Source organism: Streptomyces sp. NPDC006879 (assembly GCF_042869595.1).
Taxonomy (GTDB): domain Bacteria; phylum Actinomycetota; class Actinomycetes; order Streptomycetales; family Streptomycetaceae; genus Streptomyces.
This window is the reverse complement of sequence record NZ_JBIAGC010000042.1, coordinates 1-23,926: the sequence shown is the minus strand read 5'-3', so window position 1 is coordinate 23,926 and position 23,926 is coordinate 1. Positions and strand designations below refer to the sequence as shown.

The following is a 23,926-nucleotide window of genomic DNA, read 5'->3' as shown; positions in this document are numbered from 1 at the left end:
AACCACCCGTTCCGCGCCGGGGCTTGTCCTAGACTCGGCGCCATGCCGGGTCCCACCACCTGTCTTTGGCCCCGCGACCTTCGTCGCGGGGCCGTTCTGACATTGGCCGTACTGGGCGTGCTCGGGACCGGCGCCGCCGCCGGCTGGTGGGACGGCGAGGAGCGCCCGGCCACCGTCGTGTACGGCCCGGTCCGCCCGGCGGGCCAACAGATGACCGCAGACCGTGGCGAGGTCGCCCGGGCCGCCGCCGAGGCCCTGGCCGACGGCAAGTCGGCCAAGGAGGCGGCCGAGGACGTGGTCAGCCGCAGCGGAGACCGCTGGGGGGTCGTCTACGACACCGCTGAGTACGCCGAGTTCGAGGAGACCCTGGACGGCCGGTACACCGGCGTCGGACTGTGGGCGCAGACCCCCGGCGGCGCCGACGTGAGGGTCAGCCGGGTCGCCCCGCAGAGCCCTGCTGCCCGGGCCGGCATCAAGGTCGGCGACCGGATCCTTGGTATCGACGGCCGTCAGGCCCGGGGCCTGGACGTCCCCCGCGTGGTCGAACTGCTGCGCGGGGGCACCACTCCCGGGGTCACCGGCAGGCCGGGCAGTGCCGTCCGCATTGAACTCCAACGGGGCGAACGGACCTGGACCGAGACCCTGCGGCGGGCCCGGCTGGACCAGGAGACCGTGACCGCAAGGCGGTTGCCCGGCGCCATCACCCTGATCCGGGTGAGCGCCTTCACCAAGGGCTCCGGCGAACTGGTGCGGCGCGCCGTGCGGGCCGCACCCGCCGGCGACGGGCTCCTGCTCGACCTTCGCGGCAATCGCGGAGGCCTGGTGGACGAAGCCGTCACGGCGGCTTCGGCCTTCCTCGACGGTGGGCTCGTCGCCACCTACGACATACGCGGGGACCAGCGTGCCCTGTACGCCGAACGCGGTGGAGACACCGACCGTCCACTGGTGGCGTTGGTCGACGGGGGCACGATGAGCGCCGCCGAACTGGTCACCGGCGCCCTCCAGGACCGTGGCAGGGCCGTCACCGTGGGATCGCGCACCTTCGGCAAGGGCTCGGTGCAGATGCCCACCCGACTCGCGGACGGTTCGGTCGCCGAACTCACCGTCGGGCACTATCGGACTCCGGCGGGGCGCGAGGTCGACGGAGAGGGCGTCAACCCCGACCTCGCGGTCGAGGATGGGGCGCTGGATCGGGCCCGCTCGGTATTGACTGGCCTCGGGGTGGGTTCCTAGTGCGAAAATGACCGCACTATGGCTAAGGAAAAAGGGCGCAAGCTGATCGCGCAGAACAAGAAGGCGCGGCACGACTACACCATCCTCGACACCTATGAGTGCGGCCTCGTGCTGACCGGCACCGAGGTCAAGTCGCTGCGCCAGGGGCGGGCCTCGTTGGTGGACGGCTTCGTCCAGATCGACGCGCACGAGGCCTGGTTGCACAACGTGCACGTTCCGGAGTACAGCCAGGGCACCTGGACCAACCACAGCGCCCGGCGCAAGCGGAAGCTGCTGATGCACCGGGCCGAGATCGACAAGTTGGAGGCCAAGGCCCAGGAGACCAGCCACACGATCGTGCCGCTGTCGCTGTACTTCAAGGACGGTCGGGCCAAGGTCGAGATCGCCCTGGCCAAGGGCAAGAAGGAGTACGACAAGCGTCAGACGCTGCGCGAGAAGCAGGACCGTCGCGAGACGGACCGGGCGATCTCGGCGGCCCGCCGTCGGGCCCGTAGCTGACCTTCCCGGACCCGGCTTAATGAGCTGGCACCGAGCCGGGGTGGTCACGTACCATGCAGGTGTCCCGCACAGTCGGGGCAGTGCTTGTCCGGGTCCGCCCGATCAAGCGGCGTTCGAAAGAGCGTTTTGAAAAATCAACATGGGGATGATCGGTTTCGACAGCGGATGTCGAAGCAGGAGAAGCGAGCCGAGGAAGCGGCAATGATCTCGTAAACCATATGTCGCAAACAATAATCGCCAACACCAAGCGCGATACCTTCACCCTCGCTGCCTAAGTAGCGACTTGTGAAGTGTCAGCCCGGGGCTGTTCCCGACCCGGATCCTGGCATCAGCTAGGGAACTAAACCACCAACCCCGGTCACGGGGGCGGGTGGGAAACCAAACAGTGACTGAGCCCGTCGGAGACTTGTCCGCGTGATCTCCGGGGCCGAGAAAATCGAAGCGGACTGCGCTCGGAGAAGTCCTGATTCTGCACCGTTGGACGCGGGTTCGATTCCCGCCATCTCCACTCATCCCATGTGGGCGAAGGCCTCCCCACCTCGCGAAGAATTCGCCAGGTGGGGAGGCCTTCGTCATGTGCGAGCAAGGCGGGAGCCGGTGGTGGGGGCTGATCGCCGTTGGTGGTGATGACCTCGATCCGGCAACGCGGCTGCGGAACGCCTAGTCCGCGGTCAGCCGGCGCTCCCGGCGGGAGAGCCCCGCTCAGAGCGTGACCAGAGCGCCGCGGGTCGGCCCCTTCATGCCCGGCCAGCATCCCGGCCGGGTCTCGTGGAGGCGGCCACCAGGGCCAGCATTCCGGCCACCGGAGGGATCACGTACGCGAGGAGCGGCCCTGCCTGCTCGACCGTCCAGCCACCGGCTCCAGAACCCACCGCCACCCCGATGAGCAGCGCGGTCACAGCAAGGGTCATGCCCTCGTTCAGGCGGTCCGGCGGGGTCAGGCGCTGGATCAGGGTCATGCCGGTGACCATGGTGGGGGCCGTCGCCATCCCGGCCAGCAGGAGTGCGAGGGCCAGTGCGGGGGTGCTCCCGCTGGTCGCCGCCAGCAGCGGGAGCGACATCAGGGTGGTCATGCCGACGAGGCAGGCACGCAGCCGCCGGTCCAGGACCCTGGCGGGGCGCAGGGTGCCGTACAGCAGCCCGGCGGCGCAGGAACCGGCCGCCTGTAGTGCGAGGACCAGACCGGCACAGGCGCCACTGCCCTGCTGGTCCAGGAAGGCGATCGAAACCACCTCCATGGCCCCGAAGATCGCTCCGGTCGCCAAGAAGACGACCAGGAGGCCGCGGACCCGTGCGGACCGCAGCGGGGTGCCGTTGGTGGTGGCCGTGGTGACGGGCGGCTCGGTGGAGCGTCCGGCCGTGAACACCACGGTCCCGACGAGGAGGAGGGCGACGCCGGTGAGTGTGCCCGCCTCGGGGAACAGCAGGGTGCACAGGAGCACGGCGAGGACGGGGCCGAGCATGAAGCACAGTTCGTCGGCGGCTTGTTCGAGGGAGTTCGCGGTGTGGCGGGCGGAGGCGTCCCCGCGCAGGAGGTGTGCCCAGCGGGCCCGGGCCATCCCACCGATGTTCGGGGTGCTTGCGGTGGCCGCGTAGGAGGCGAACAGAGTCCAGTCCGCAGCTCCGGTGCGTACGCACAGCACCAGAGCAAGGGAGCCGAGTACGGCGAGGACGGTGGCCGGTAGGGCGATCCGGGCCTGTCCGTGTCGGTCCACGAGTCGGGCGACCCAGGGTGCGGCCAGCCCGGTCGCGGCCAGGCCCGTCGCGCTGACCGCGCCGGCCAGGGCGTAGCTTCCGCGCTGGTCGGCGATCATCATGACCGCGCTGATGCTGAGCATTCCCATCGGTAGCCGGGCGATCAGGCTGCCAAGGGTGAAGGCGCTCGTGCCGGGAACCGCGAACAGTTTTCGGTACGGTCCGGGGGCGGATGCCCGACGGGCCGCGGGGGCGGTCGCGGGAGCGGCGGCGATGAGGGTGTCACCGGAGACGGCGAGCAGCGGAGCCCTGGTGGTGGCGGTCTGGGTCATGACAAACAGCCTTGTCGGCCTCCCCCTCAGCGGTCCAACACCTAAACCGTCCCCGCTCACGCAGTTCTGTTGTTAATCTCTGGCGGTGACTGCCCAGGACATCGATCCCCGACTCCTGCGGTGCTTCGTCGTCGCCGCCGAGGAACTCCACTTCACCCGCGCCGCCGCCCGGCTCTACCTGGCCCAGCAGGCTCTGAGCCGTGACATCCGCAGGTTGGAGACGACCCTCGGCACCGAGTTGTTCGTCCGCACCACTCGGCAGGTGGCCCTCACCGCGGAGGCCGAACGCCTCCTGCCCTACGCCCGTCGGGTGCTGGAGGCTCAGGAGGACCTGATCGCTGCTTTCGCCGGAACCGGTGAGAGCGACCGTCCGCTGCTCGTGGACCTCAACACCGACGGCCCCGGCACCGCCCGGACGGTGCTGAACCTCGCGCGCGAACGCTTCCCGGACGGCGAGTTGATGGCCCGATTCGAGAGCGGACTGACCCATGCGGCGGGCGAAATGGCCGCCGGCCGCCTCGACGTGTCCTTCGGTCGATTCGCCGGCCTCGATCCGGTGTTGCGCAACCGCCTGGAACACCAGCCGGTCAGGTTGGAGCCGCTCGCCGTGCTGCTGCCGCACGACCATCCGCTCGCCGCCTGCGAGAGCGTTCCGCTCGATGCCCTCGCCGGAGAACAGATCTACGTCGGCGCCGGAAACCCGCGCACCCTGGAGTGGACGGACCTGGCGCGAAGGCTGTTCGAGGGGCGCGGGATCGCGCTCTCCCCACCCGCGCCCCTGGCCGTGGGCAAGGAGGAGTTCCGCCGCGTCATGGCCAAGAGCCGTCACCCGGTCCTGGCGACCGTGGAGTTCCCCGAGATGCCCGGTTCGGTGCGACGGCCGCTGGTGCGTCCCGTACCGCTGTCCCCGCTGTCCCTGGTGTGGCGCAAGGGATTCGCCCACCCCGGGCTCGACGCGCTGCGCGGCGCGGCGGCCGAGCTCTCCGCCGAACGGAACTGGCTGAGCGTGCCCGCCGACCACTGGCTTCCAGCAGCCGACGCCACTGTGCTGGGCCTGGGCGTCCCTCCCGGTCCGAAGAGCCGTGGTCGGTGAGCCCTGCCACTCACAGCACGGGGGCCCGGGCGCCGCCCGTGCTCACACAGCGGTCCGCCGGTAGGTGAGAGCAAGGTTTCCCGCCGGTCACCGGAGGTGACACGAGGCCGAAACGCGCCATCCCTACGGTCGGTGTCCAGGAGCCCGACACCAGCTGGAGGCGTGATGGAAGCAGCGACCACCCCCGCTCGGCCACGCAAGGGAGGCCGCTGGATCGAACGGTGGGAGCCCGAGGACGAGGCCTTCTGGCGGCAGTCAGGGGAGCGGATCGCCCGACGCAATCTGATCTACTCCGTCTTCTCCGAGCACATCGGCTTCTCCATCTGGACCCTGTGGTCGGTCATGGTCCTCTTCATGGGGCCGGGATACGGTGTGGATCCGGCCGGCAAGTTCTTCCTGATCGCCATGGCCACCCTGGTCGGCGCGCTCGCCCGCATCCCCTACACCTTCGCGGTGGCTCGCTTCGGCGGCCGCAACTGGACCGTCTTCAGCGCACTGTTGCTGTTGGTGCCCACCGCCGCGGCGCTGATCGTGATGGAACCCGGCACCTCGTACACCACCTTCATGGTCGTCGCGGCGCTCACCGGTGTCGGCGGGGGCAACTTCGCCTCCTCGATGACCAACATCAACGCCTTCTTCCCGCTACGTCACAAGGGCTGGGCGCTGGGCCTGAACGCGGGTGGCGGAAACGTCGGCGTGCCCGTGCTGCAGCTGGCCGGTCTCCTCGTCATCGGGACCGCCGGGGCGGGCCACCCGCGGATCCTCATCGCCGCCTACCTGCCGCTGATCGTGATCGCGGCGGCCGGCGCAGTCTGGCGTATGGACAACCTGGCACCGGTCAGTAACGACACGGGAGCCGTCAAGGAGTCACTGCGCGACCGGCACACCTGGATCATGGCCTTCCTCTACATCGGAACCTTTGGTTCCTTCATCGGGTACAGCTTCGCCTTCGGTCTGGTCCTCCAGACCCAGTTCGGGCGGACCCCGTTGCAAGCGGCTTCGCTCACCTTCATCGGCCCGCTGCTCGGCTCGCTGATCAGACCGGTCGGCGGTCGACTCGCCGACCGCTTCGGGGGCGCCCGCATCACCTTGTGGACCTTCGTCGCGATGGCCGCGGCCACCGGCCTGGTCGTCATGGCCTCGGTGAGCGAATCGCTCCCGGTCTTCCTCGTCGGCTTCATCGCCCTGTTCGTCCTCACCGGCATCGGCAACGGATCGACGTACAAGATGATCCCCGGCATTTTCCAGAGCAAGGCCCTGGCCAAGGGGCTGACGGGTGCCGCGGCCGACGCCGACGGGCGGCGGCTGTCGGGGGCCTCGATGGGGCTGATCGGTTCCGTCGGCGCCCTCGGCGGGCTGGGGATCAACCTGGTCTTCCGGCAGGCCTTCATGAGCTCCGGCACGGGGACCGCCGCCTTCGTGACCTTCCTCGGCTTCTACGCCGTGTGCTGCGTGGTCACCTGGGCCGTATACCTGCGACGAGCGGCACCCACCCTTTCGGACCCCGCGGACAGCCCCAATGCCGCAGGAAGGCAACTCGGCTACGCCGAGGTGTGAACATGGCGCGTTCCTGCGTGTTACGGCCGTGAAACCCCTTCGAACCGGGCCTGTCACGCGGTGTTGACAGGCTCGGTCGTCATCAGCCGACACGAGTGCCGTCGCCGCCCCGCCCCTTGTGCAGAGCAGGACACCCGCATGAACGAGACGCCAGTCCAGACGCCTCCCGGTCCGCTCGCCGGGTTCACCGTGGGAGTGACCGCGGCCCGCCGAGCGGACGAACTCGGGGTGCTGCTCCAGCGCCGTGGCGCGGCCGTCCTCCAAGGGCCCGCCCTGCGTATCGTCCCGCTCGCCAATGACCGCGAACTCCTCTTGGCCACAAAAGAGTTGATTGAAAACCCACCGGATGTCGTGGTGGCCACCACCGCGATCGGCTTCCGCGGCTGGATCGAAGCCGCGGACGGTTGGGGGATCGGCGAGGATCTGCTGTCCCGGCTGCGCGGCGTGGAACTGCTCGCCCGTGGCCCCAAGGTCAAGGGAGCCATCCGGGCCGCGGGGCTCACCGAGGAATGGTCCCCACACTCGGAGTCCCTGGCGGAGGTGCTGGAGCGGCTACTGGCCCAGGGAGTCGCCGGTCGGCGCATCGCCCTCCAACTGCACGGAGAGCCGCTGCCCGGCTTCCTGGAAGCGCTGCGGGACGGTGGCGGGGACGTCGTGAGCGTGCCCGTCTACCGGTGGATGCCCCCCGAGGACCTCGGGCCGCTGGACCGCCTGCTGGACGCCGTACTCGCGCGCGCCGTGGATGCCCTCTGCTTCACCAGCGCCCCCGCCGCCGCCTCCCTGCTGACCCGGGCCGAGCGGCGTGGCCTGCTCCCCGGTCTGATCGACGCCCTGCGCACCCACACGCTGGTGGTGTGCGTCGGGCCGGTCACGGCGCTGCCGCTCCAGGCACACGGCGTGGACACCGTCCAGCCGGAGCGGTTCCGGCTTGGGCCACTGGTGCAGTTGCTCTGCCGGGAGCTTCCCTCCCGGGCCAGGACCTTGCCGGTGGCCGGCCACCGCGTCGAGATCCGTGGACACGCCGTTCTCGTCGACCAGACGTTGCGGGCCGTACCGCCCGCCGGCATGGGCCTGTTGCGTGCGCTTGCCCGACGTCCCGGATGGGTGGTGTCACGGGCGGAACTGCTGAGGTCACTGCCGGGGGCGGGCCGCGACGAGCACGCGGTGGAGACCGCCATGGCCCGGTTGCGGACCTCGCTGGGCGCCCCACGGCTGATCCAGACCGTGGTCAAACGGGGCTATCGACTGGCACTGGACCCGGCCTCGGACGCCAAGTACGCCGACGCATAGCCAGTTCCTCGTTCTCGGCACTAGCGTGCCGAGAATGATCACAGACGCAGTGGAGATGCGGCCGGTACGGCCCGGGGACGCGGCGGCACTTGCCCAGGCGTTGCGCCGTAACAGGGAGTTCCTGCGTCCCTTCGAGCCGTACCGGCCCGAGTGGTACTACACCGAGCGGGGCCAGCGGGAGCGGATCGAGGGCTTGCGGGCAGAGGTGGACGCCGGTCTGCTGGCTCCCTACGTACTGGTGGAGGCCGGAGGCGGGCAACTGCTCGGGTGCATCACCCTCGGTCGGATCGTGCGCGGGCCGTTGAGCAGCGGTGGCATCGGATACTGGATCGACCAGGGACGTACTCGGCGCGGCCTGGCCACGGCAGCTGTTCTGGAGATGTGCCGGATCGCGCGGGAGGATCTCGCACTGCACCGCGTCGAAGCGGGAACGCTGTTGGACAACCTCGCCTCCCAGCGAGTCCTGACCAAGGCCGGGTTCGAGCCGTACGGGACGGCGCCGCAGTATCTCCACATCGACGGAGCCTGGCGGGACCACCGGTTGTTCCAGCGGATCCTGCACGATCGGCCACCGGCCTGACGGCGATGTTCCGCTCCGGAGCCACAGGGGGCACCCTGATAGGGACCTCTGAGGCGGTGACGCATGAACGCGTACGGGCTTTGGTTCGAATCCGGTCGGGTCTGCCTGGACCTGACCGCGACCGCGACACCGAGGGAACGGCTGGGGTCTGCTGCGGCGCTGCGGCACTGGCTCCTGGGGGCGGCCCTCGTGCCGCCCGGCACGCCGATGCGCGCGGTGGACGGGGACTGGCTCCCTCCCTTCTGGCAGCTGCGTGCAGACATCAGCGAGTTGGTCAAGATGCAGCCTCACGGTCCCTCCGTCGAGGCGGCGTTGGCCCGGGTCAACATGTTGGCCGGTGGCGCCCTTCCCGAGATGCGGGCGGTACGGGGGGAAGACGGCAGCCTGGTGCGGGAGTTGCCGGGTGCACTCAGGAGCGGGACGATGTTGGCCCTGCTCGCCAGGGACGCCCTGGAACTGTTGACCGACCCGGTGGCGAGAGGGCTGCTGCGGTGTTGCGCGGCGGACGGCTGCGCGCGGGTCTACCTGGACACCTCCCGCGGTCGGCGGCGGCGCTGGTGTTCCAGCGAGCTGTGCGGAAACCGTGAGCGGGTGGCCCGTCACCGGCGGCGTGCCGCCAGCGCGCCGGACGCGGCGCCAGGGCCTTCCTCGGGGTCTCGCGGATCGGCGCGTCCGGCTCTCACGGCCCGCCCGCCGGCGCCCGGGCCGGAACCCGGCGTGAAACCGGGCCCATACGGAGGTACGGTCTAGGGTCGCCCAGTACAGCAGAACGGAGGCCCCTCGGTGGCCGCGCAGGATGCCGCTGTCGACTCCACGGTCGAATCAGTTCGTGATCGTGAAATCGGTGTCGAACAGACACATCTCGACCAGGTGTACGTCCGTCTTGAGGAGAAGATCCACGAGGCTGAGTTCCTGATGGACGACGCCGCCAAGCGGGGGCAGGTCGGCACGCCCGGTGCACTCGCCGAGCGCGACGCACAGGTGTTTCGGGCGGGGATCCACCTGAACCGGCTGAACAACGAGTTCGAGGACTTCCTCTTCGGGCGCATTGACCTGGTCCTCGGCAAGGACGGGGAGCGCGGACCGGACGGCGCCTACACCTCGGTGGAACCCGCCGACGACGCCATCCGGCCGGACGGTACCGCCGATATCGCCGAGACCCTGCACATCGGGCGGATCGGGGTGCTGGACGCGAACTACTCCCCGCTGGTCATCGACTGGCGGGCGCCCGCGGCGGCGCCGTTCTACCGTTCCACGCCCAAGGAACCCGGTCGGGTCGTGCGGCGTCGGGTGATCCGGTCCAAGGGGCGAAAGGTGCTCGGCGTCGAAGACGACCTGATGCGGCCGGAGGTCACTGCCCACCTCCACGGCCAGGAACTGCCGGCGATCGGCGACGGCGCTCTGATGGCCTCCCTGGGGCGGGCCCGCAGCCATTCGATGCGGGACATCGTCTCCTCCATCCAGGCCGAGCAGGACCTCGTCATCCGGGCCCCGGCCGCCTCGATCGCGGAGGTGTCCGGAGGGCCCGGCACCGGCAAGACGGCGGTTGCCCTGCACCGTGCCGCCTACCTCCTCTACCAGGACCGCCGGCGCTACGCGGGCGGCATCCTGATCGTCTCCCCGACCCCGCTGCTGGTCGCCTACACCGAGGGGGTGCTGCCCTCGCTGGGGGAGGAGGGGCAGGTGGCCATCCGAGCGGTGGGCTCGCTGGTCGACGGTGCCGAGGCCACGGAGTACGACGAGCCGGCCGTCTCCCGGATCAAGGGCTCGTCGCGGATGCTCAAGGTGCTCCGCAAGGCGGTGCACGGGACCTTGGAGCTGGGCTCCGCGGCCGGGCGGCCGGCGCCGGACCGGCTGCGTGTGGTCGCCTTCGGCCGCCGCCAGGAGTTGGCGGCCGAGGAACTGCACCGGATCCGGCTCTCCGCCCTGGGTGGGACCGCGCCGGTGAACCTGTTGCGTCCACGGGCCCGCAGGCTGTTGCTGGACGCCCTGTGGGCGAAGTCCGGCGGGGCGATGCGGCACACCGATCCGGAGCTGGCCGCCGAACTGCGCTCCGGGTTCGACGAGGACGTCGCGACGGAGGACGAGTTCCTGGCCTTCCTGGATGCCTGGTGGCCCGAGCTCACCCCCCGCCGGGTGCTGGCCGCGATGTCCGAGGAGCGCAGGCTGGGCCGCTGGGCGCGCCGGGTGCTCAACCCCCGGGAGACGCGGCAGCTCGCCCGTTCGCTGAGACGGCTGGGCCCGGAGGGCCGTGGTCCGTTGTCAGTGCACGACGTGGCGTTGCTGGACGAGTTGCAGACGATGCTCGGCTCCCCAGCTCGACCCAAGCGCAAGCGGGAGGCGGACCCGCTGGACCAGTTGACCGGGCTGGAGGAGCTGATGCCGCGGCGGGAGGAGACGCAGCGGGAGCGGGCGGAGCGGCTGGCCGCGGAGCGCACCGAGTACGCGCATGTCATCGTGGACGAGGCGCAGGACCTGACGCCCATGCAGTGGCGGATGGTGGGCCGTCGGGGCAGGCACGCGACCTGGACGGTGGTGGGCGATCCGGCGCAGTCCTCCTGGACTGACCCGGAAGAGGCTGCCGCGGCCCGGGACGAAGCCCTCGGAACCCGCCCCCGCCGTCGTTTCACACTGACCGTCAACTACCGCAACCCGGCTGAGATCGCCCAGCTCGCCGCCAAGGTGCTCGCCCTTGCCATGCCCGGCATGGAGTCGCCCACGGCGGTGCGTTCCACCGGCCTGCGACCTCGCTTCACGGCCGTGAGCGGGGAGTTGGGCGAAACGGTTCGGGCCGAGACCGAGAGGCTGCTCGCGCAGGTCGAGGGCACGGTGGGCGTAGTGGTGGCGATGGAACGCCGGGCGCAGGCCGCACAGTGGCTGGCCGGGCTGGGGGAGCGGGCGGTGGCTCTGGGGAGTCTGGAGGCCAAGGGGCTTGAGTACGACGCGACCGTGGTCGTCTCGCCCGCGGAGATCGCCGACGAGAGCCCGGCTGGGCTCCGGGTGCTCTATGTGGCACTGACCCGCGCCACGCAGCAGTTGACGGTGGTGTCGGGGCGGCGGGACGAGCCGGACGTGGCGGGAGTGCCCGATCTGCTGCGTGATTGACGGCCTTCCGGTTCGTCCTGGCTCGTACCCGGATGAACTGGCGTGCGGGAATCCATCCCGGACGATCCTTTGTTAGCCTGAGTACGGCACCGGCTCGATCCAAGCCCCCGGGCCCAACCTTCGTCGCTTAGAGCGACCACTTGCCGCGAGGCGAGCATGGCGGGTCGGTGCCTTTGACGTGAGGAGGTCCGCGTCCAGCGCTTCGGCGAGGGACGCGGACCTCCTTTTTCGTGGGCCGAAGCCGTCCTCAAGGTGCTCCTGGGCTGTTCAGGGCTTCCACCCCAGCCCCAACTTCTCGTATGGTGGAAATGTCTTTCCGAAAATTGGATCCGGTGAGGGGCTGGTTCGCTCATACCGGCCGGTAGGTGGGACGATCGGACAACGTGTCTCCATTGCGTCACCGCGCCACGGAGACGCGCCACAGCAATACCAGGGAAAGCAGAGGAACTCGGCCATGGCAACGGCGCCCAGCGTCTCGTACTCGATGACGGTCCGCCTGGAGGTGCCCGCGAGCGGAACCGCGGTCTCCCAGCTCACCACGGCAGTCGAGTCCTCCGGAGGTTCGGTCACCGGCCTCGACGTCACCGCATCCGGACACGAAAAGCTCCAGATCGACGTGACCATCGCCGCGAGCTCCACCGCGCACGCCGACGAGATCGTCGGCAAACTGCGCGGCATCGAAGGCGTCACCCTCGGCAAGGTCTCCGACCGAACCTTCCTGATGCACCTCGGCGGCAAGATCGAGATGGCCTCCAAGCATCCCATCCGCAACCGTGACGACCTCTCCATGGTGTACACCCCCGGCGTGGCCCGGGTCTGCATGGCGATCGCGGAGAACCCCGAGGACGCCCGCCGCCTGACCATCAAACGCAATTCCGTCGCAGTGGTGACGGACGGGTCGGCGGTGCTCGGACTGGGCAACATCGGCCCGATGGCCGCGCTGCCGGTCATGGAGGGCAAAGCGGCCCTCTTCAAGCGTTTCGCCGGCATCGACGCCTGGCCGATCTGCCTGGACACCCAGGACGCAGACGCCATCGTCGAGATCGTCAAGGCCATCGCCCCCGGGTTCGCGGGCATCAACCTGGAGGACATCTCCGCGCCGCGCTGCTTCGAGATCGAGGCTCGGTTGCGCGAGGCCCTGGACATCCCCGTCTTCCACGACGACCAACACGGCACGGCCATCGTCGTACTGGCCGCGCTCACCAACGCGTTGCGCGTCGTGGGCAAGGCGATCGGGGACGTGAAGGTCGTCATGTCCGGTGCCGGCGCGGCTGGTACGGCCATCTTGAAGCTTCTCATCGCGGCCGGCGTCAAGCATGCCGTCGTGGCCGACATCCACGGTGTGGTGCACGCCGGGCGCGAGGACCTGCGCAGCGCCGATCCGGGTTCGCCGCTGCGTTGGATCGCGGACAACACCAACCCCGAAGGGGTCACGGGCACGCTGACTCAGGCCGTGGTCGACGCCGACGTCTTCATCGGTGTCTCCGCGCCCAACGTCCTCGCGGCGGAAGACGTGGCGGCGATGGCCGAGGGTGCGATCGTGTTCGCGCTCGCGAACCCCGACCCCGAGGTGGACCCCGCGATCGCCCGCCAGACGGCGGCAGTTGTGGCCACCGGGCGTTCGGACTTCCCGAACCAGATCAACAACGTACTGGTGTTCCCGGGCGTCTTCCGCGGTCTGCTCGACGCCCAGTCGCGCACGGTGAACACCGAGATGATGCTCGCCGCGGCGACCGCCCTCGCCGATGTGGTCACCGAGGACGAGTTGAACCCGAACTACATCATCCCGTCCGTCTTCAACGACAAGGTTGCCGGCGCGGTGGCCGGGGCGGTCCGCAAGGCCGCCGCCGCCTCTGTGAGCAGCCCCACGTCTGCCTGACCGTCGGCGCGTCGCGAGATGCGGGGCTCGCGGGCCCGCTCTAGGGTTTGGCGGGGTACCCACCGGTGCGGTCCCGGCGATCCGCTGGTGCCGCGGCAGGCGATGTTCCCATGACGGAGCGACCGTCGACTGTTGCGGCGCCAGAAGCCTGCGGTCCGCATCTGCCGGCGGACGGAGCGTCACCGCGAGGTGCTTGTGGCGCCCTTCGTGTGACCCTGGCGGGTGCCGGATTGGCTTTCCCGCCGCTGGTGGGGGCAGGATGCGTAACCGGGCGAGAGGGTCTGACGTTCAGACCCGGGTCCGGGGACTGTCCGAGGACCCTGGCAGCATCGGCTTCGATCTCACGCCTCATAGGCAAGTTGAACACGGGAGTAAGAAAATGAACCGCAGTGAGCTGGTGGCCGCGCTGGCCGACCGCGCGCAGGTGACCCGCAAGGATGCCGACGCCGTTCTGGCCGCCCTCGCCGAGACCGTCGGCGAGGTCGTCTCCAAGGGCGACGAGAAGGTCACCATCCCCGGCTTCCTGACCTTCGAGCGCACCCACCGTGCCGCTCGCACCGCACGCAACCCGCAGACCGGCGACCCGATCCAGATCCCGGCCGGCTACAGCGTCAAGGTCTCCGCGGGCTCCAAGCTCAAGGAAGCCGCCAAGGGCAAGTAAGGCCCCGAGGCAAGACGAAGGGCGGCCACCTGGACCGGGTGGCCGCCCTTCGTGCGTGCGGACGTCAGACGGCGGTGCCACCGGGGAGCTCGACCTTCGCACCGAGTTCCACGAGCTTCTCCATGAAGTTCTCGTAGCCGCGGTTGATCAGGTCGATGCCGTGCACCCGGGACGTGCCCTGTGCCGCAAGCGCGGCGATCAGATACGAGAAGCCGCCCCGCAGGTCGGGAATGACCAGGTCGGCGCCCTGGAGCTTGGTCGGGCCGGAAACCACGGCCGAATGTAGGAAGTTGCGCTGACCGAAGCGGCAGGCCGAGCCGCCCAGGCACTCGCGGTAGAGCTGGATGTGTGCGCCCATCTGGTTCAGCGCCGAGGTGAAGCCGAGCCGTGACTCGTAGACGGTCTCGTGCACGATCGACAGGCCCGCCGCCTGGGTCAGGGCGACCACCAGGGGCTGCTGCCAGTCGGTCTGGAAACCGGGGTGCACGTCCGTCTCCAGGGCGATCGCGTTGAGCGGGCCGCCCGGGTGCCAGAAGCGGATGCCCCGGTCATCGATCTCAAAGGCTCCACCCACCCGGCGGTAGGTGTTCAAGAAGGTCATCATCGAGCGCTGCTGGGCGCCGCGCACATAGATGTTGCCCTCGGTGGCCAGTGCGGCGGAGGCCCAGGAGGCGGCCTCCAGGCGGTCAGGGAGGGCCTTGTGGTTGTAGCCGCCCAGTCGGTCGACGCCGGTGATCCGGATGGTCCGGTCGGTGTCCATGGAGATGATGGCGCCCATCTTCTGCAGCACGCAGATGAGGTCCTCGATCTCCGGCTCGACCGCCGCGTTGGACAACTCGGTGACGCCCTCGGCCAGCACGGCCGTCAGCAACACCTGCTCGGTGGAGCCGACGGACGGGTACGGCAGGCGTATCTTGCAGCCGCGCAGGCGCTGGGGGGCCTCCAGGTACTGGCCGTCCTCGCGCTTCTCGATGGTCGCGCCGAACTGCCGCAGTACGTCGAAGTGGAAGTCGATCGGCCGGCCGCCGATGTCGCAGCCGCCGAGGCCGGGGATGAACGCGTGGCCCAGACGGTGCAGGAGCGGACCACAGAAGAGGATCGGGATCCGGGAGGAACCCGCGTGCGCGTCGATGTCCGCGACGTTCGCGCTCTCGACGTGCGTCGGGTCCATCACCAGCTCGCCGGGCTCCTCGCCGGGGCGCACGGTGACGCCGTGGAGTTGGAGGAGGCCGCGAACCACCCGAACATCGCGGATGTCGGGGACGTTGCGCAGCCGGCTGGGCTCACTGCCCAACAGTGCCGCGACCATGGCCTTGGGTACGAGGTTCTTCGCCCCGCGGACACGGATCTCGCCCTCCAGCGGGGTTCCGCCGTGGACAAGCAGGACATCGTCTGTGCCGGTCATGGATCTCGCGTTCTGGGAGGGGTGGGCGGGGGGCCAGGGAAAAGGGTAAGGGGCGTGGGGCCCCACTTCGTAAGGCCCTTGGGGCCGCGGGAATGTTCTGAATTCGCCACAGAACGCTCCGTGTCGGACAGATTGCGGAGGGTTCCCTTCTGGGTGATCTTTCCGGCGCGCGCTCCATCTGCTGCGATGCGCCCTGGATCGCGCGCCCGCAAGCTCCGCCGCCCACTCCCCCCGAGGGGCGAACATGAGGGATCATGTGGTCATGACCGGGGTGTCCTCGCTCACCGGGCGGCTTCTCGTCGCCACCCCTGCACTGGCGGATCCCAACTTCGACCGCGCGGTGGTGCTGCTCCTCGACCACGACGAGGAGGGCTCCCTCGGCGTGGTCCTCAACCGGCCCACTCCCGTGGGCGTCGCCGAGATCCTCGAATCCTGGGCCGCCCTCACCGGAGAGCCCGGCGTGGTCTTCCAGGGCGGCCCCGTCTCCTTGGACTCCGCGCTCGGCGTCGCGGTCATCCCCGGCGGGGACGGCCGCTCGGTGGTCGAAGGCCGTGCGCCGGGCGATCCACCACCGGGCACCAGCCCCGCCGTGGTCGCGCTGGACCACTCGGGGCCGCCGGGATGGCGGCGGGTGCACGGTGCGATCGGCCTGGTCGACCTGGAGACCCCGCCGGAGTTGCTGGTCGGTGCGCTCGGTGCGCTGCGGATCTTCGCCGGGTATTCCGGTTGGGGTCCGGGGCAGCTGGAGGAGGAGCTCGCCGACGGCGCCTGGTACGTGGTCGACTCCGAGCCCGGAGACGTCTCCGCGCCGGATCCGGAGCGCCTGTGGCGGTCGGTGCTGCGCCGTCAGCGCAGTGAGCTGGCGATGGTGGCCACCTACCCGGACGACCCGTCGCTCAACTGAGCTCCGCGGTGTTCAGTACCCTGGCAGCATGAGCACTCTTGAGCCCGAGCGCGGGTCTGGCACGGGGACCCTCGTAGAGCCGACGCCGCAGGTGTCCCACGGTGATGGCGACCACGAGCGCTACGCCCATTACGTCCAGAAGGACAAGATCATGGCGAGCGCGCTCGACGGGACCCCCGTCGTCGCGCTCTGCGGGAAGGTCTGGGTCCCCGGACGCGATCCGAAGAAGTACCCGGTCTGCCCGCTGTGCAAGGAGATCTACGAGTCCATGGGTCCCGGCGGGGACAAGGACAAGGGCGGCAAGGACAAGAAGTAGTCGCCGACTTCCGAGTCTTCCCGCAGGCCCTCGGGGCGCCCACCAGCGCGCCCTGGGGGCCTGCGACGTATCCGGATAGGCTCCCCGGGCACATGCCGCGGCACTCTGCGCACCGGGCGTTGCGCAGAGCGCTTCTCGGCTCGGTCGTTGCCTTGGTGGCCGGTACATCCGGCTGGTGGGATGGGAAGGGCGGACGTCATGGATCTGGTTCCGGTACCCGTACGGGTGGAGCGCGACGAGCGGGGGGAGGGCAGCTACCCGCTGGGCGCCGGGACCACGGTTTCCGCCGGCCCCGGCACCGAGCGGACCGAACGCTGGCTGCGCCGGGAGGTGGGGGCGGCCACCGGCCTCGCGCTGCCGCCCGGCGACGCTCGCGCCGCCGGAATCAGGCTGGTGGTGGACGAGACCGTGGAGCGGGAGCTGGGGGGCGAGGGGTACCGGCTGACCGTCGACGGGAACGGGGTCGAGCTCGCCGGTGGCGGCCCGGCAGGTGTGTTCTGGGCGGCCCAGAGCCTGCGTCAACTCCTGGGGCACGAGGCGTACCGCAGAGCGCCGTTGCCCGGCTGCGCCTGGGAGTTGCCGTACCTGCGCATCGAGGACGCACCGCGGTTCGGCTGGCGGGGTCTGCTGTTGGACACGGCACGCCACTTCATCCCGAAGGACACCGTGCTGCGCTACCTGGACCTGCTGGCCGCCCACAAACTCAACGTCCTGCACCTGCACTTGACGGATGACCAGGGCTGGCGGGTGCAGATCGAACGCTACCCACGGCTGACCGAGGTGGGGGCTTGGCGGGCCCGCAGCAAGTGGGGTCATCGGGCTTCGCCGCTGTGGAACGAGACGCCGCACGGTGGTTTCTACACCCACGAGGACATCCGGGAGATCGTCGCCTACGCCACCGACAGGCACATCCAGGTGGTACCGGAAATCGATCTGCCCGGCCATTCACAGGCTGCGATCGCGGCCTATCCGGAATTGGGCAACTCCGACGTGGTGGACACCTCCACGCTCAAGGTGTGGGACGACTGGGGGGTCTCCGAGCATGTCCTCGCTCCGACCGAGGCCACCCTCCGCTTCTATGAAGGTGTCTTCGAGGAGATCCTCGCCCTCTTCCCGCCGGAGACCTCGCCCTTCATCCATGTCGGTGGCGACGAGTGCCCCAAGGAGCAGTGGCGCAAATCCCCTTCAGCGCAGGCGCGGATGCGTGAGCTGGGCCTGGCGGACGAGGACGAACTCCAGTCCTGGTTCATCCGGCACTTCGACCGGTGGCTTGCGCAGCGGGGGCGGAGGCTGATCGGTTGGGACGAGATCCTGCAAGGTGGCCTGGCCCGCGGAGCGACCGTGTCCTCCTGGCGCGGGTACGCGGGCGGGGTCGCCGCCGCCCGAGCCGGCCACGACGTGGTGATGTGCCCCCAGCAGCACGTGTACCTGGATCACCGTCAGGACGGTGCGGCCGAGGAGCCGATGCCCATCGGCTACGTGCGGTCGTTGACGGACGTGTACCGCTTCGAGCCGGTGCCGGCGGAGCTCTCGTCCGAGGCAGCCGCGCACGTGTTGGGCGCCCAGGCCAACGTGTGGACCGAGGTGGTTCAGGACCGGAGCCGGTTGGACTACCAGGTCTTCCCTCGGCTCGCGGCCTTCGCCGAAGTGGTGTGGTCGCGCCTGCCGGCCCCCGCGGACCGGGACGTCGAGGCGTTCGAGGCGCGAATGGGAGTGCACTACCGCCGACTTGACGTGCTGGGTGTGGAATACCGGCCGCCCGGTGGCCCCTTGCCGTGGCAGCGCCGGCCCGGGGTGCTCGGTCGCCCGCTGGAGGGTGCACCCCCGAACGTATGAGGGGCGGACCGGGGGCCCGTCGGACGGTGGCGCGGGCCGACGGAGCAGCGAAGTAGAACAAGAGCGACGCTCTATAGGAGATACGGCAAAAAGGGTGCAATGCAGTGTTGTTCGGGTTGCCACCGGATTCCCCCCGGGCCTGCCATCGGCCCGGGGTGAAGGATGTGCCAGAGTTGCCACGTCCCGGCGGTGAGCACGTACCGTACGGCGGAACAGGCGTGAGCGCCGGGGACACCGGGAAGGGGCAGCTGGGTTGACCACGCACGCACCGCAGGCGGCGCAGTCCGTGACGCTGCCGACCTCGATCGAGGAGGCCGTGGCGGCGCTCACCGCCATGCCCGCCGCCGTCCCCGTGGCGGGCGGCACTGATCTCATGGCCGCCGTCAACGCCGGGCTCCTCAGGCCCGCCGGGCTGGTCGGACTCGGACGGATCAGTGAGATCCGTGGTTGGCAGTACCTCGACGGCCACGCGCTGCTCGGCGCCGGCCTCACCCACGCCCGGATGGGACGGCCCGACTTCGCCGCCCTCATCCCGGCCCTGGCCGCAGCGGCCCGCGCCGCCGGCCCGCCCCAGATCCGCAACGCCGGAACCCTCGGCGGCAACATCGCTACGGCGGCGCCCGCCGGCGATTCGCTCCCGGTGCTGGCCGCCCTGGAAGCGGCACTCGTCATCGCCGGTCCGGGCGGCGGCGAGCGGGAGATCCCCGTCTCCCACCTGTTGGCCGGACGCGAGATGCTGCACCCGGGCGAACTCATCACCTTCGTCCGCGTGCCCCTGCTGCACGCGCCCCAGGTCTTCCTCAAGGCCACCGGTCGCACCGGACCGGGGCGCGCCACCGCGTCCGTCGCCCTGGTCCTGGATCCGGCGCGGCGCGGAGTGCGGTGCGCGGTGGGTGCCGTCGCACCGATGCCGCTCCGGCCCCTGGAGGCAGAGCAGTGGGTGGCCTCCCTCATCGACTGGGACGCGGATCGGGCGCTGTCGCCCGACGCGCTGCACGCCTTCGGCGAGTACGTCGCAGCTGCCTGCGTTCCTGATCCGGCGCCGCCGGCGGACGGACAGGAACCGCCGCCGGTACCGCCGGCGATCGTGCACCTGCGGCGGACGGTGGCCGTGCTGGCCCGGCGGGCCCTGGGGAGGGCGCTGACCTCATGAGTACCAACGACAACCACCAGGAACCCGTGTGGGGCGGCTGGCAGCCGGTTCCGCACGGCGGGGAGTACGACTCGGACGCCACGGCCTTCGTGAAGCTGCCCGAGGAGATGCTGGGCGCTACCGGGTCCGGTGAGCCGCTGGCCGCGCCCGGGCACGGCTACGTGCCACCCGTCATCACCCCCCTGACTCCGGCGGCCAGTACCGATCCCTCTGCCACCGGTACCTGGACCATCGCCGCGCCGATGCCGAGCGGCGAAGCCGGTCCGTGGCAGGAAGCGGCCACCACGGCCGGGCACCCGTCCGGCCCGACCGCCGGCAACGAGGACGCCTGGGAGGCGGTCTCGACCTCTCCCGCCGACTCCGGTGCGACGGCCGAATGGCGCTTCCCGGAAGTGGTCCACCCGCAGCCGGACCCGGCAGCGACCGGTCAGTGGACGGTCCCGGCGGCACGGGAGGACCTCCAGGACGAGTCGGGGGAGTTCACCACCTCATCGCTGATGCAGCAGTGGGGGCACCAAGCCCCCGCCACGTTGCCCGGTGGCGCCGCCGCACCCTGGGCCACCGCCGAACCAACCGGCGCGCAGGCTCCTGCCGCGCCCTTTGCGGGAGCGGCGGCGCAGGCCCACCTCGCTCCGCCACAGTCGGCGGAGGCGGAGGGTGCCGGACACGCTGGACCGGACACCGAGAGCCACCTGCACCTCGGCTCGGACGCCGCTGCTGGCCACCCCGGTCTGGCCCCGGACTCGCTGAGCGGTCATGGCGCATGGGCCCCGGCGGGGTCGGCGCAGGACGCGGGACGGGCCCGGCACGAGGCAGCCGAGCACGCCGGTTTGGGTGAGCCCGGGCCCGACGGCTACTCGACCCACGAAGCCGACGCCCTGGCCGGTCACTTCGACGGGCCCGCGACTGCCGGCCCGGCTCCGGCGGGCTACGAGGACGCGCCAGGATCCGGCCATCCGGGCCTGCGTCAGGGGGGCTCGGTCGGCTCCGGGTTCCCCGTGCCCGAGGCGGAGGCCGTCGAGGACCACGCCCCCACCGCCCCGGGGCACGCCGAGGAGCGTTCCCGGTCCGGCGCCGGAGCGGCGCCCGAGCACGGCGCGCCGGTCGGTGAACAAGCGTCGTCCGCCCCGGCGGACTCCGCCTGGGTGGTCGACGCCGCCGAGGGGCGGACCGGGACCGACGGGACGGCGCCCGACCCGGTGCAGGAGCCTGAGGCGAAGTCGTCCCCCGACCCCGGTGGGGCGCACCACGAGAACCCGCACGCCTCCTACGTCCTACGGGTCAACGGTGTGGACCGTCCTGTCACCGACGCCTGGATCGGGGAGTCGCTGCTGTACGTACTGCGCGAACGGCTCGGCCTCGCTGGTGCGAAGGACGGCTGCTCGCAAGGCGAGTGCGGGGCCTGCGCGGTGCAGGTCGACGGCCGTCTGGTGGCTTCCTGCCTGGTGCCCGCGGCCACCACCGCGGGCAGCGAGGTGCGGACCGTCGAAGGGCTGGCCGCCGGCGGTGAGGTCTCCGACGTGCAGCGGGCGCTGGCCTGTGGCGGGGCCGTGCAGTGCGGCTTCTGCATCCCGGGCATGGCCATGACCATCCACGACCTGCTGGAAGGCAACCACGCGCCGACCGAGCTGGAGACCCGGCAAGCCCTGTGCGGCAACCTCTGCCGCTGCTCCGGCTACCGCGGGGCACTGGAGGCCGTCCGCCAGGTGGTGGCGGAACGGGAAGCCGGGCGTGAAGGCGAGGCGCCCCCCACCGAACAGCAACCGCCCGGTACGGCCCCGGCCGATGCCCGCATCCCGCACCAGGCCCCGCCCGGCGCCGGGAGCGTCCACCACACCCACGACGGAGGCATGGCGTGAGCAACGACGTGGCCACCGCTACCGCCACCTCAGACCCGGCTCGTTCGGCACCCACCGAGGAGCCGACCCACGGCCTGGGCGCCTCCCTGCAGCCCGCGGACGCCAGGGCCAAGGCCGAGGGGACGTTCCCGTACGCCGCCGACCTGTGGGCCGAGGGACTGCTCTGGGCTGCCGTGCTGCGTTCCCCGCACGCCCATGCCCGGATCATCTCCATCGACACCGCAGCCGCGTCAGAGATGCCGGGTGTGCGGGCCGTCATCACCCAAGCTGACGTCCCCGGATCCGCCACCCATGGCCGCCGCGTCAACGACCGACCGGTCTTCGCATCCGAGATGGTCCGCCACCACGGGGAGCCCATCGCCGCCGTCGCCGCCGACCATCCCGACACCGCCCGCCTGGCAGCCGCCGCGATCGTGGTCGAGTACGAGCTGCTCGACCCGATCACCGACCCCGAACGAGCCTTCTCCGCCCCTCCGCTGCACCCTGACGGAAACCTGATCCGGCACATCCCGCTGCGCTACGGAGACCCGGAGGTGACCGGCGAGGTCGTCGTCGAGGGGCTGTACCGGGTCGGCCGCCAGGATCCCGCCCCAATCGGCGCCGAAGCGGGCCTGGCCGTGCCGCGGCCCGACGGTGGCGTGGAGATCTACCTCGCATCCACCGATCCGCACACCGACCGCGACCTGGCCGCCGCTTGCTTCGGGCTCGAACCGGACCGGGTGAAGATCGTCGTCACTGGGGTGCCCGGCGCCCTCGGGGACCGCGAAGACGCCGGCTTCCAACTGCCGTTGGGCCTCCTGGCCCTGCGCACCGGCTGTCCCGTCAAACTCGCGGCCACCCGCGAGGAGTCCTTCCTCGGGCACGCCCACCGTCATCCCACCCTGCTGCGCTACCGCCACCACGCCGACACCGACGGGCGGCTGGTGAAGGTGGAGGCGCAGATCCTGATGGACGCCGGCGCCTACGCCGACGACTCCCGCGAGTCACTTGCCGCAGCCGTGGCTTTCGCCTGCGGCCCGTACGTCGTCCCGCACGCCTTCGTCGAAGGCTGGGCCGTGCGCACCAACAACCCGCCCTCCGGTCACCTGCGGGGGGAGGGGGCGATGCAGGTCTGTGCCGCCTACGAAGGCCAGATGGACAAACTGGCCAACAAGCTCGGGCTGGACCCGGCCGAGCTGCGCATGCGCAACGTACTGGCCACCGGGGACCTCCTGCCCACCGGCCAGAGCGTCACCTGCCCGGCGCCCGTCGCCGAACTGCTGCGTTCCGTACGCGACTGTGAGCTACCCGGACTGCCCAAGGACACCCCCGAGGAGGACTGGCTGCTGCCCGGCGGCCCCGAGGGGGCGGGCGAGCCCGCAGCGGTGCGCCGAGGCGTCGGGTACGCACTCGGCATGGTCCACATGCTGGGGGCCGAGGGAGCCGACGAAGTCTCCACGGCCACCGTGAAGGTGCACGACGGGGTGGCGACCGTCATGTGCGCCGCAGTCGAGACGGGCCAGGGGTTCAGCACTCTCGCCCGCCAGATCGTGCAGCAGGTACTGGGCATCGAGGACGTGCAGGTGGCGCCGGTGGACACCGACCAGCCGCCGGCCGGCCCGACCACGCACGGTCGTCACACCTGGGTCTCGGGCGGCGCCGTCGAACGGGCCGCGAAGATGGTCCGTACCCAACTGCTCCAGCCGTTGGCCCACAAGTTCGGTATGTCCACCGAGCTGCTCTCGATCGCCGACGGCAAGATCACCTCCTACGACGGGGCTTTCACCACCACGGTCGCCGAGGCCATGGCCGGCAAGGAACTGTGGGCGACCGCCCAGTGCCGACCGCACCCGACGGAGCCGCTCGACGGCGAAGGGCAGGGCGACGCCTTCGTCGGCCTCGCCTTCTGTGCGATCCGGGCGGTCGTCGATGTGGACGTCGAACTCGGCGCGGTACGCGTGGTGGAGATGGCGGTGGCGCAGGACGTCGGCCGGGTCCTCAACCCTCGCCAGCTCGCCGCCCGGATCGAGGCCGGAGTCACCCAGGGGGTCGGGGCGGCCCTCACCGAGAACCTGCGCACGGCACGCGGCGTGGTCCGCCACCCCGACCTGACCGGATACGCGCTGCCCACCACCTTGGACGCCCCGGACATCCGCATCGTCAACCTGGTCGAGGAACGCGACGTAGTGGCCCCGTTCGGTGCGAAGGCGGCGAGCGCGGTGCCGGTGGTGACCTCGCCGGCGGCCGTGGCCGCGGCGGTTCGCGCGGCCACCGGGCGTCCGGTGAACCGGCTGCCCATCCGACCTCAGGCGGCTGTCACCCCCGTCTCCTGAGGCATTCGCACGCCGGGCCGCGCTCCTTGCGGCCCGGCGTGTGGCCAGTCGGAGCCCCGGGGCTGCCGCGAGGACTTCGCCCGCGGATACCAGGCGCTTCGGCCCTGGGGCCTAGGACCAAGAGCCTAGTAGTGCTTGGTCAGGTCGTGTTTGGTGGTGCGTGTCCTTCGGGTTGTGTGTCGCGTTGTGGGTGTGTGACTCCGGACGAAATGGCTGCG

Annotated in this window: 18 protein-coding genes and 1 other RNA gene; 17 read left to right on the top strand and 2 right to left on the bottom strand. The window is 70.7% G+C overall.

What is annotated here, in order from left to right:
* The first annotated feature begins 42 nt into the window (after positions 1 to 42).
* The 3 genes from ACFYMC_RS24365 to ssrA all read left to right on the top strand — a co-directional run bounded on the left by ACFYMC_RS24365 (position 43) and on the right by ssrA (position 2,242).
* Entirely contained in the window at positions 43 to 1,233 is a 1,191-nt protein-coding gene (locus ACFYMC_RS24365; RefSeq protein WP_388528834.1) for a S41 family peptidase, read from the top strand.
* 18 nt (positions 1,234 to 1,251) lie between these two features.
* Entirely contained in the window at positions 1,252 to 1,731 is a 480-nt protein-coding gene (gene smpB / locus ACFYMC_RS24360; protein ID WP_388528832.1) for an SsrA-binding protein SmpB, read from the top strand.
* 141 nt (positions 1,732 to 1,872) lie between these two features.
* Positions 1,873 to 2,242: a transfer-messenger RNA gene (gene ssrA, locus ACFYMC_RS24355) on the top strand.
* A gap of 226 nt (positions 2,243 to 2,468) precedes the next feature.
* Here the strand turns inward: ssrA and ACFYMC_RS24350 are convergent.
* Positions 2,469 to 3,758, bottom strand: a complete 1,290-nt coding sequence (locus ACFYMC_RS24350; RefSeq protein ID WP_388528830.1) for an MFS transporter — start codon at positions 3,756 to 3,758, stop codon at positions 2,469 to 2,471.
* Positions 3,759 to 3,837: 79 nt separating this feature from the next.
* Between ACFYMC_RS24350 and ACFYMC_RS24345 the strand changes: the two genes are divergently transcribed.
* From ACFYMC_RS24345 to ACFYMC_RS24310, 8 genes are all read left to right on the top strand, one after another.
* Positions 3,838 to 4,851: a LysR family transcriptional regulator gene (locus tag ACFYMC_RS24345; protein WP_388528873.1), complete on the top strand. Its 1,014-nt coding sequence runs from the start codon at positions 3,838 to 3,840 to the stop codon at positions 4,849 to 4,851.
* A 165-nt stretch (positions 4,852 to 5,016) separates the two neighbouring features.
* The gene (locus ACFYMC_RS24340; RefSeq protein ID WP_388528828.1) at positions 5,017 to 6,408 is read left to right on the top strand and encodes an MFS transporter; all 1,392 of its coding nucleotides are present in this window, start codon (positions 5,017 to 5,019) and stop codon (positions 6,406 to 6,408) included.
* A 138-nt stretch (positions 6,409 to 6,546) separates the two neighbouring features.
* Positions 6,547 to 7,698, top strand: a complete 1,152-nt coding sequence (locus ACFYMC_RS24335; RefSeq protein ID WP_388528826.1) for a uroporphyrinogen-III synthase — start codon at positions 6,547 to 6,549, stop codon at positions 7,696 to 7,698.
* A 34-nt stretch (positions 7,699 to 7,732) separates the two neighbouring features.
* Positions 7,733 to 8,278, top strand: a complete 546-nt coding sequence (locus ACFYMC_RS24330) for a GNAT family N-acetyltransferase (protein WP_388528824.1) — start codon at positions 7,733 to 7,735, stop codon at positions 8,276 to 8,278.
* A gap of 63 nt (positions 8,279 to 8,341) precedes the next feature.
* Positions 8,342 to 9,028: a CGNR zinc finger domain-containing protein gene (locus tag ACFYMC_RS24325; RefSeq protein ID WP_388528822.1), complete on the top strand. Its 687-nt coding sequence runs from the start codon at positions 8,342 to 8,344 to the stop codon at positions 9,026 to 9,028.
* 33 nt (positions 9,029 to 9,061) lie between these two features.
* Complete coding sequence (locus ACFYMC_RS24320) at positions 9,062 to 11,383, top strand: HelD family protein (protein WP_388528820.1); 2,322 nt, start codon at positions 9,062 to 9,064, stop codon at positions 11,381 to 11,383.
* Between the two features lie 454 nt (positions 11,384 to 11,837).
* Complete coding sequence (locus ACFYMC_RS24315; protein ID WP_388528818.1) at positions 11,838 to 13,262, top strand: NAD-dependent malic enzyme; 1,425 nt, start codon at positions 11,838 to 11,840, stop codon at positions 13,260 to 13,262.
* 379 nt (positions 13,263 to 13,641) lie between these two features.
* The gene (locus tag ACFYMC_RS24310) at positions 13,642 to 13,923 is read left to right on the top strand and encodes an HU family DNA-binding protein (RefSeq protein WP_388528816.1); all 282 of its coding nucleotides are present in this window, start codon (positions 13,642 to 13,644) and stop codon (positions 13,921 to 13,923) included.
* A 64-nt stretch (positions 13,924 to 13,987) separates the two neighbouring features.
* Here ACFYMC_RS24310 and murA read toward each other — a convergent pair whose 3' ends face one another.
* A complete protein-coding gene (murA, locus tag ACFYMC_RS24305) occupies positions 13,988 to 15,328 on the bottom strand; it encodes a UDP-N-acetylglucosamine 1-carboxyvinyltransferase (protein WP_388528814.1) in 1,341 nt (446 codons plus the stop codon).
* 262 nt (positions 15,329 to 15,590) lie between these two features.
* On the opposite strand from murA, the gene ACFYMC_RS24300 reads away from it, so the two are divergent.
* The 6 genes from ACFYMC_RS24300 (at position 15,591) to ACFYMC_RS24275 (ending at position 23,708) form a co-directional block, all read left to right on the top strand.
* Entirely contained in the window at positions 15,591 to 16,232 is a 642-nt protein-coding gene (locus tag ACFYMC_RS24300; RefSeq protein ID WP_388528871.1) for a YqgE/AlgH family protein, read from the top strand.
* A gap of 28 nt (positions 16,233 to 16,260) precedes the next feature.
* A complete protein-coding gene (locus tag ACFYMC_RS24295) occupies positions 16,261 to 16,548 on the top strand; it encodes a DUF3039 domain-containing protein (protein WP_388528812.1) in 288 nt (95 codons plus the stop codon).
* A 198-nt stretch (positions 16,549 to 16,746) separates the two neighbouring features.
* Entirely contained in the window at positions 16,747 to 18,384 is a 1,638-nt protein-coding gene (locus tag ACFYMC_RS24290) for a beta-N-acetylhexosaminidase (protein WP_388528810.1), read from the top strand.
* A gap of 253 nt (positions 18,385 to 18,637) precedes the next feature.
* Entirely contained in the window at positions 18,638 to 19,537 is a 900-nt protein-coding gene (locus tag ACFYMC_RS24285) for an FAD binding domain-containing protein (RefSeq protein WP_388528808.1), read from the top strand.
* Positions 19,534 to 21,396 (top strand): 2Fe-2S iron-sulfur cluster-binding protein, encoded by a 1,863-nt coding sequence (locus tag ACFYMC_RS24280; RefSeq protein ID WP_388528806.1) that lies wholly within the window; start codon positions 19,534 to 19,536, stop codon positions 21,394 to 21,396. Before ACFYMC_RS24285 ends, ACFYMC_RS24280 begins: the two co-directional genes overlap by 4 nt.
* Positions 21,393 to 23,708, top strand: a complete 2,316-nt coding sequence (locus ACFYMC_RS24275; protein ID WP_388528804.1) for a xanthine dehydrogenase family protein molybdopterin-binding subunit — start codon at positions 21,393 to 21,395, stop codon at positions 23,706 to 23,708. Before ACFYMC_RS24280 ends, ACFYMC_RS24275 begins: the two co-directional genes overlap by 4 nt.
* Positions 23,709 to 23,926 lie beyond the last annotated feature (218 nt).

Bases quoted from the DNA above. Each gene is read 5' to 3' on its own strand.
- ACFYMC_RS24280 (WP_388528806.1), top strand. From the start codon at position 19,534: ATGAGTACCAACGACAACCACCAGGAACCCGTGTGGGGCGGCTGGCAG.
- ACFYMC_RS24310 (WP_388528816.1), top strand. From the start codon at position 13,642: ATGAACCGCAGTGAGCTGGTGGCCGCGCTGGCCGACCGCGCGCAGGTG.
- ACFYMC_RS24365 (WP_388528834.1), top strand. From the start codon at position 43: ATGCCGGGTCCCACCACCTGTCTTTGGCCCCGCGACCTTCGTCGCGGG.
- ACFYMC_RS24325 (WP_388528822.1), top strand. From the start codon at position 8,342: ATGAACGCGTACGGGCTTTGGTTCGAATCCGGTCGGGTCTGCCTGGAC.
- ACFYMC_RS24350 (WP_388528830.1), bottom strand. From the start codon at position 3,758: ATGACCCAGACCGCCACCACCAGGGCTCCGCTGCTCGCCGTCTCCGGT.
- murA (WP_388528814.1), bottom strand. From the start codon at position 15,328: ATGACCGGCACAGACGATGTCCTGCTTGTCCACGGCGGAACCCCGCTG.
- ACFYMC_RS24300 (WP_388528871.1), top strand. From the start codon at position 15,591: ATGACCGGGGTGTCCTCGCTCACCGGGCGGCTTCTCGTCGCCACCCCT.
- ACFYMC_RS24290 (WP_388528810.1), top strand. From the start codon at position 16,747: ATGGATCTGGTTCCGGTACCCGTACGGGTGGAGCGCGACGAGCGGGGG.
- ACFYMC_RS24295 (WP_388528812.1), top strand. From the start codon at position 16,261: ATGAGCACTCTTGAGCCCGAGCGCGGGTCTGGCACGGGGACCCTCGTA.
- smpB (WP_388528832.1), top strand. From the start codon at position 1,252: ATGGCTAAGGAAAAAGGGCGCAAGCTGATCGCGCAGAACAAGAAGGCG.
- ACFYMC_RS24315 (WP_388528818.1), top strand. From the start codon at position 11,838: ATGGCAACGGCGCCCAGCGTCTCGTACTCGATGACGGTCCGCCTGGAG.
- ACFYMC_RS24335 (WP_388528826.1), top strand. From the start codon at position 6,547: ATGAACGAGACGCCAGTCCAGACGCCTCCCGGTCCGCTCGCCGGGTTC.
- ACFYMC_RS24340 (WP_388528828.1), top strand. From the start codon at position 5,017: ATGGAAGCAGCGACCACCCCCGCTCGGCCACGCAAGGGAGGCCGCTGG.
- ACFYMC_RS24330 (WP_388528824.1), top strand. From the start codon at position 7,733: ATGATCACAGACGCAGTGGAGATGCGGCCGGTACGGCCCGGGGACGCG.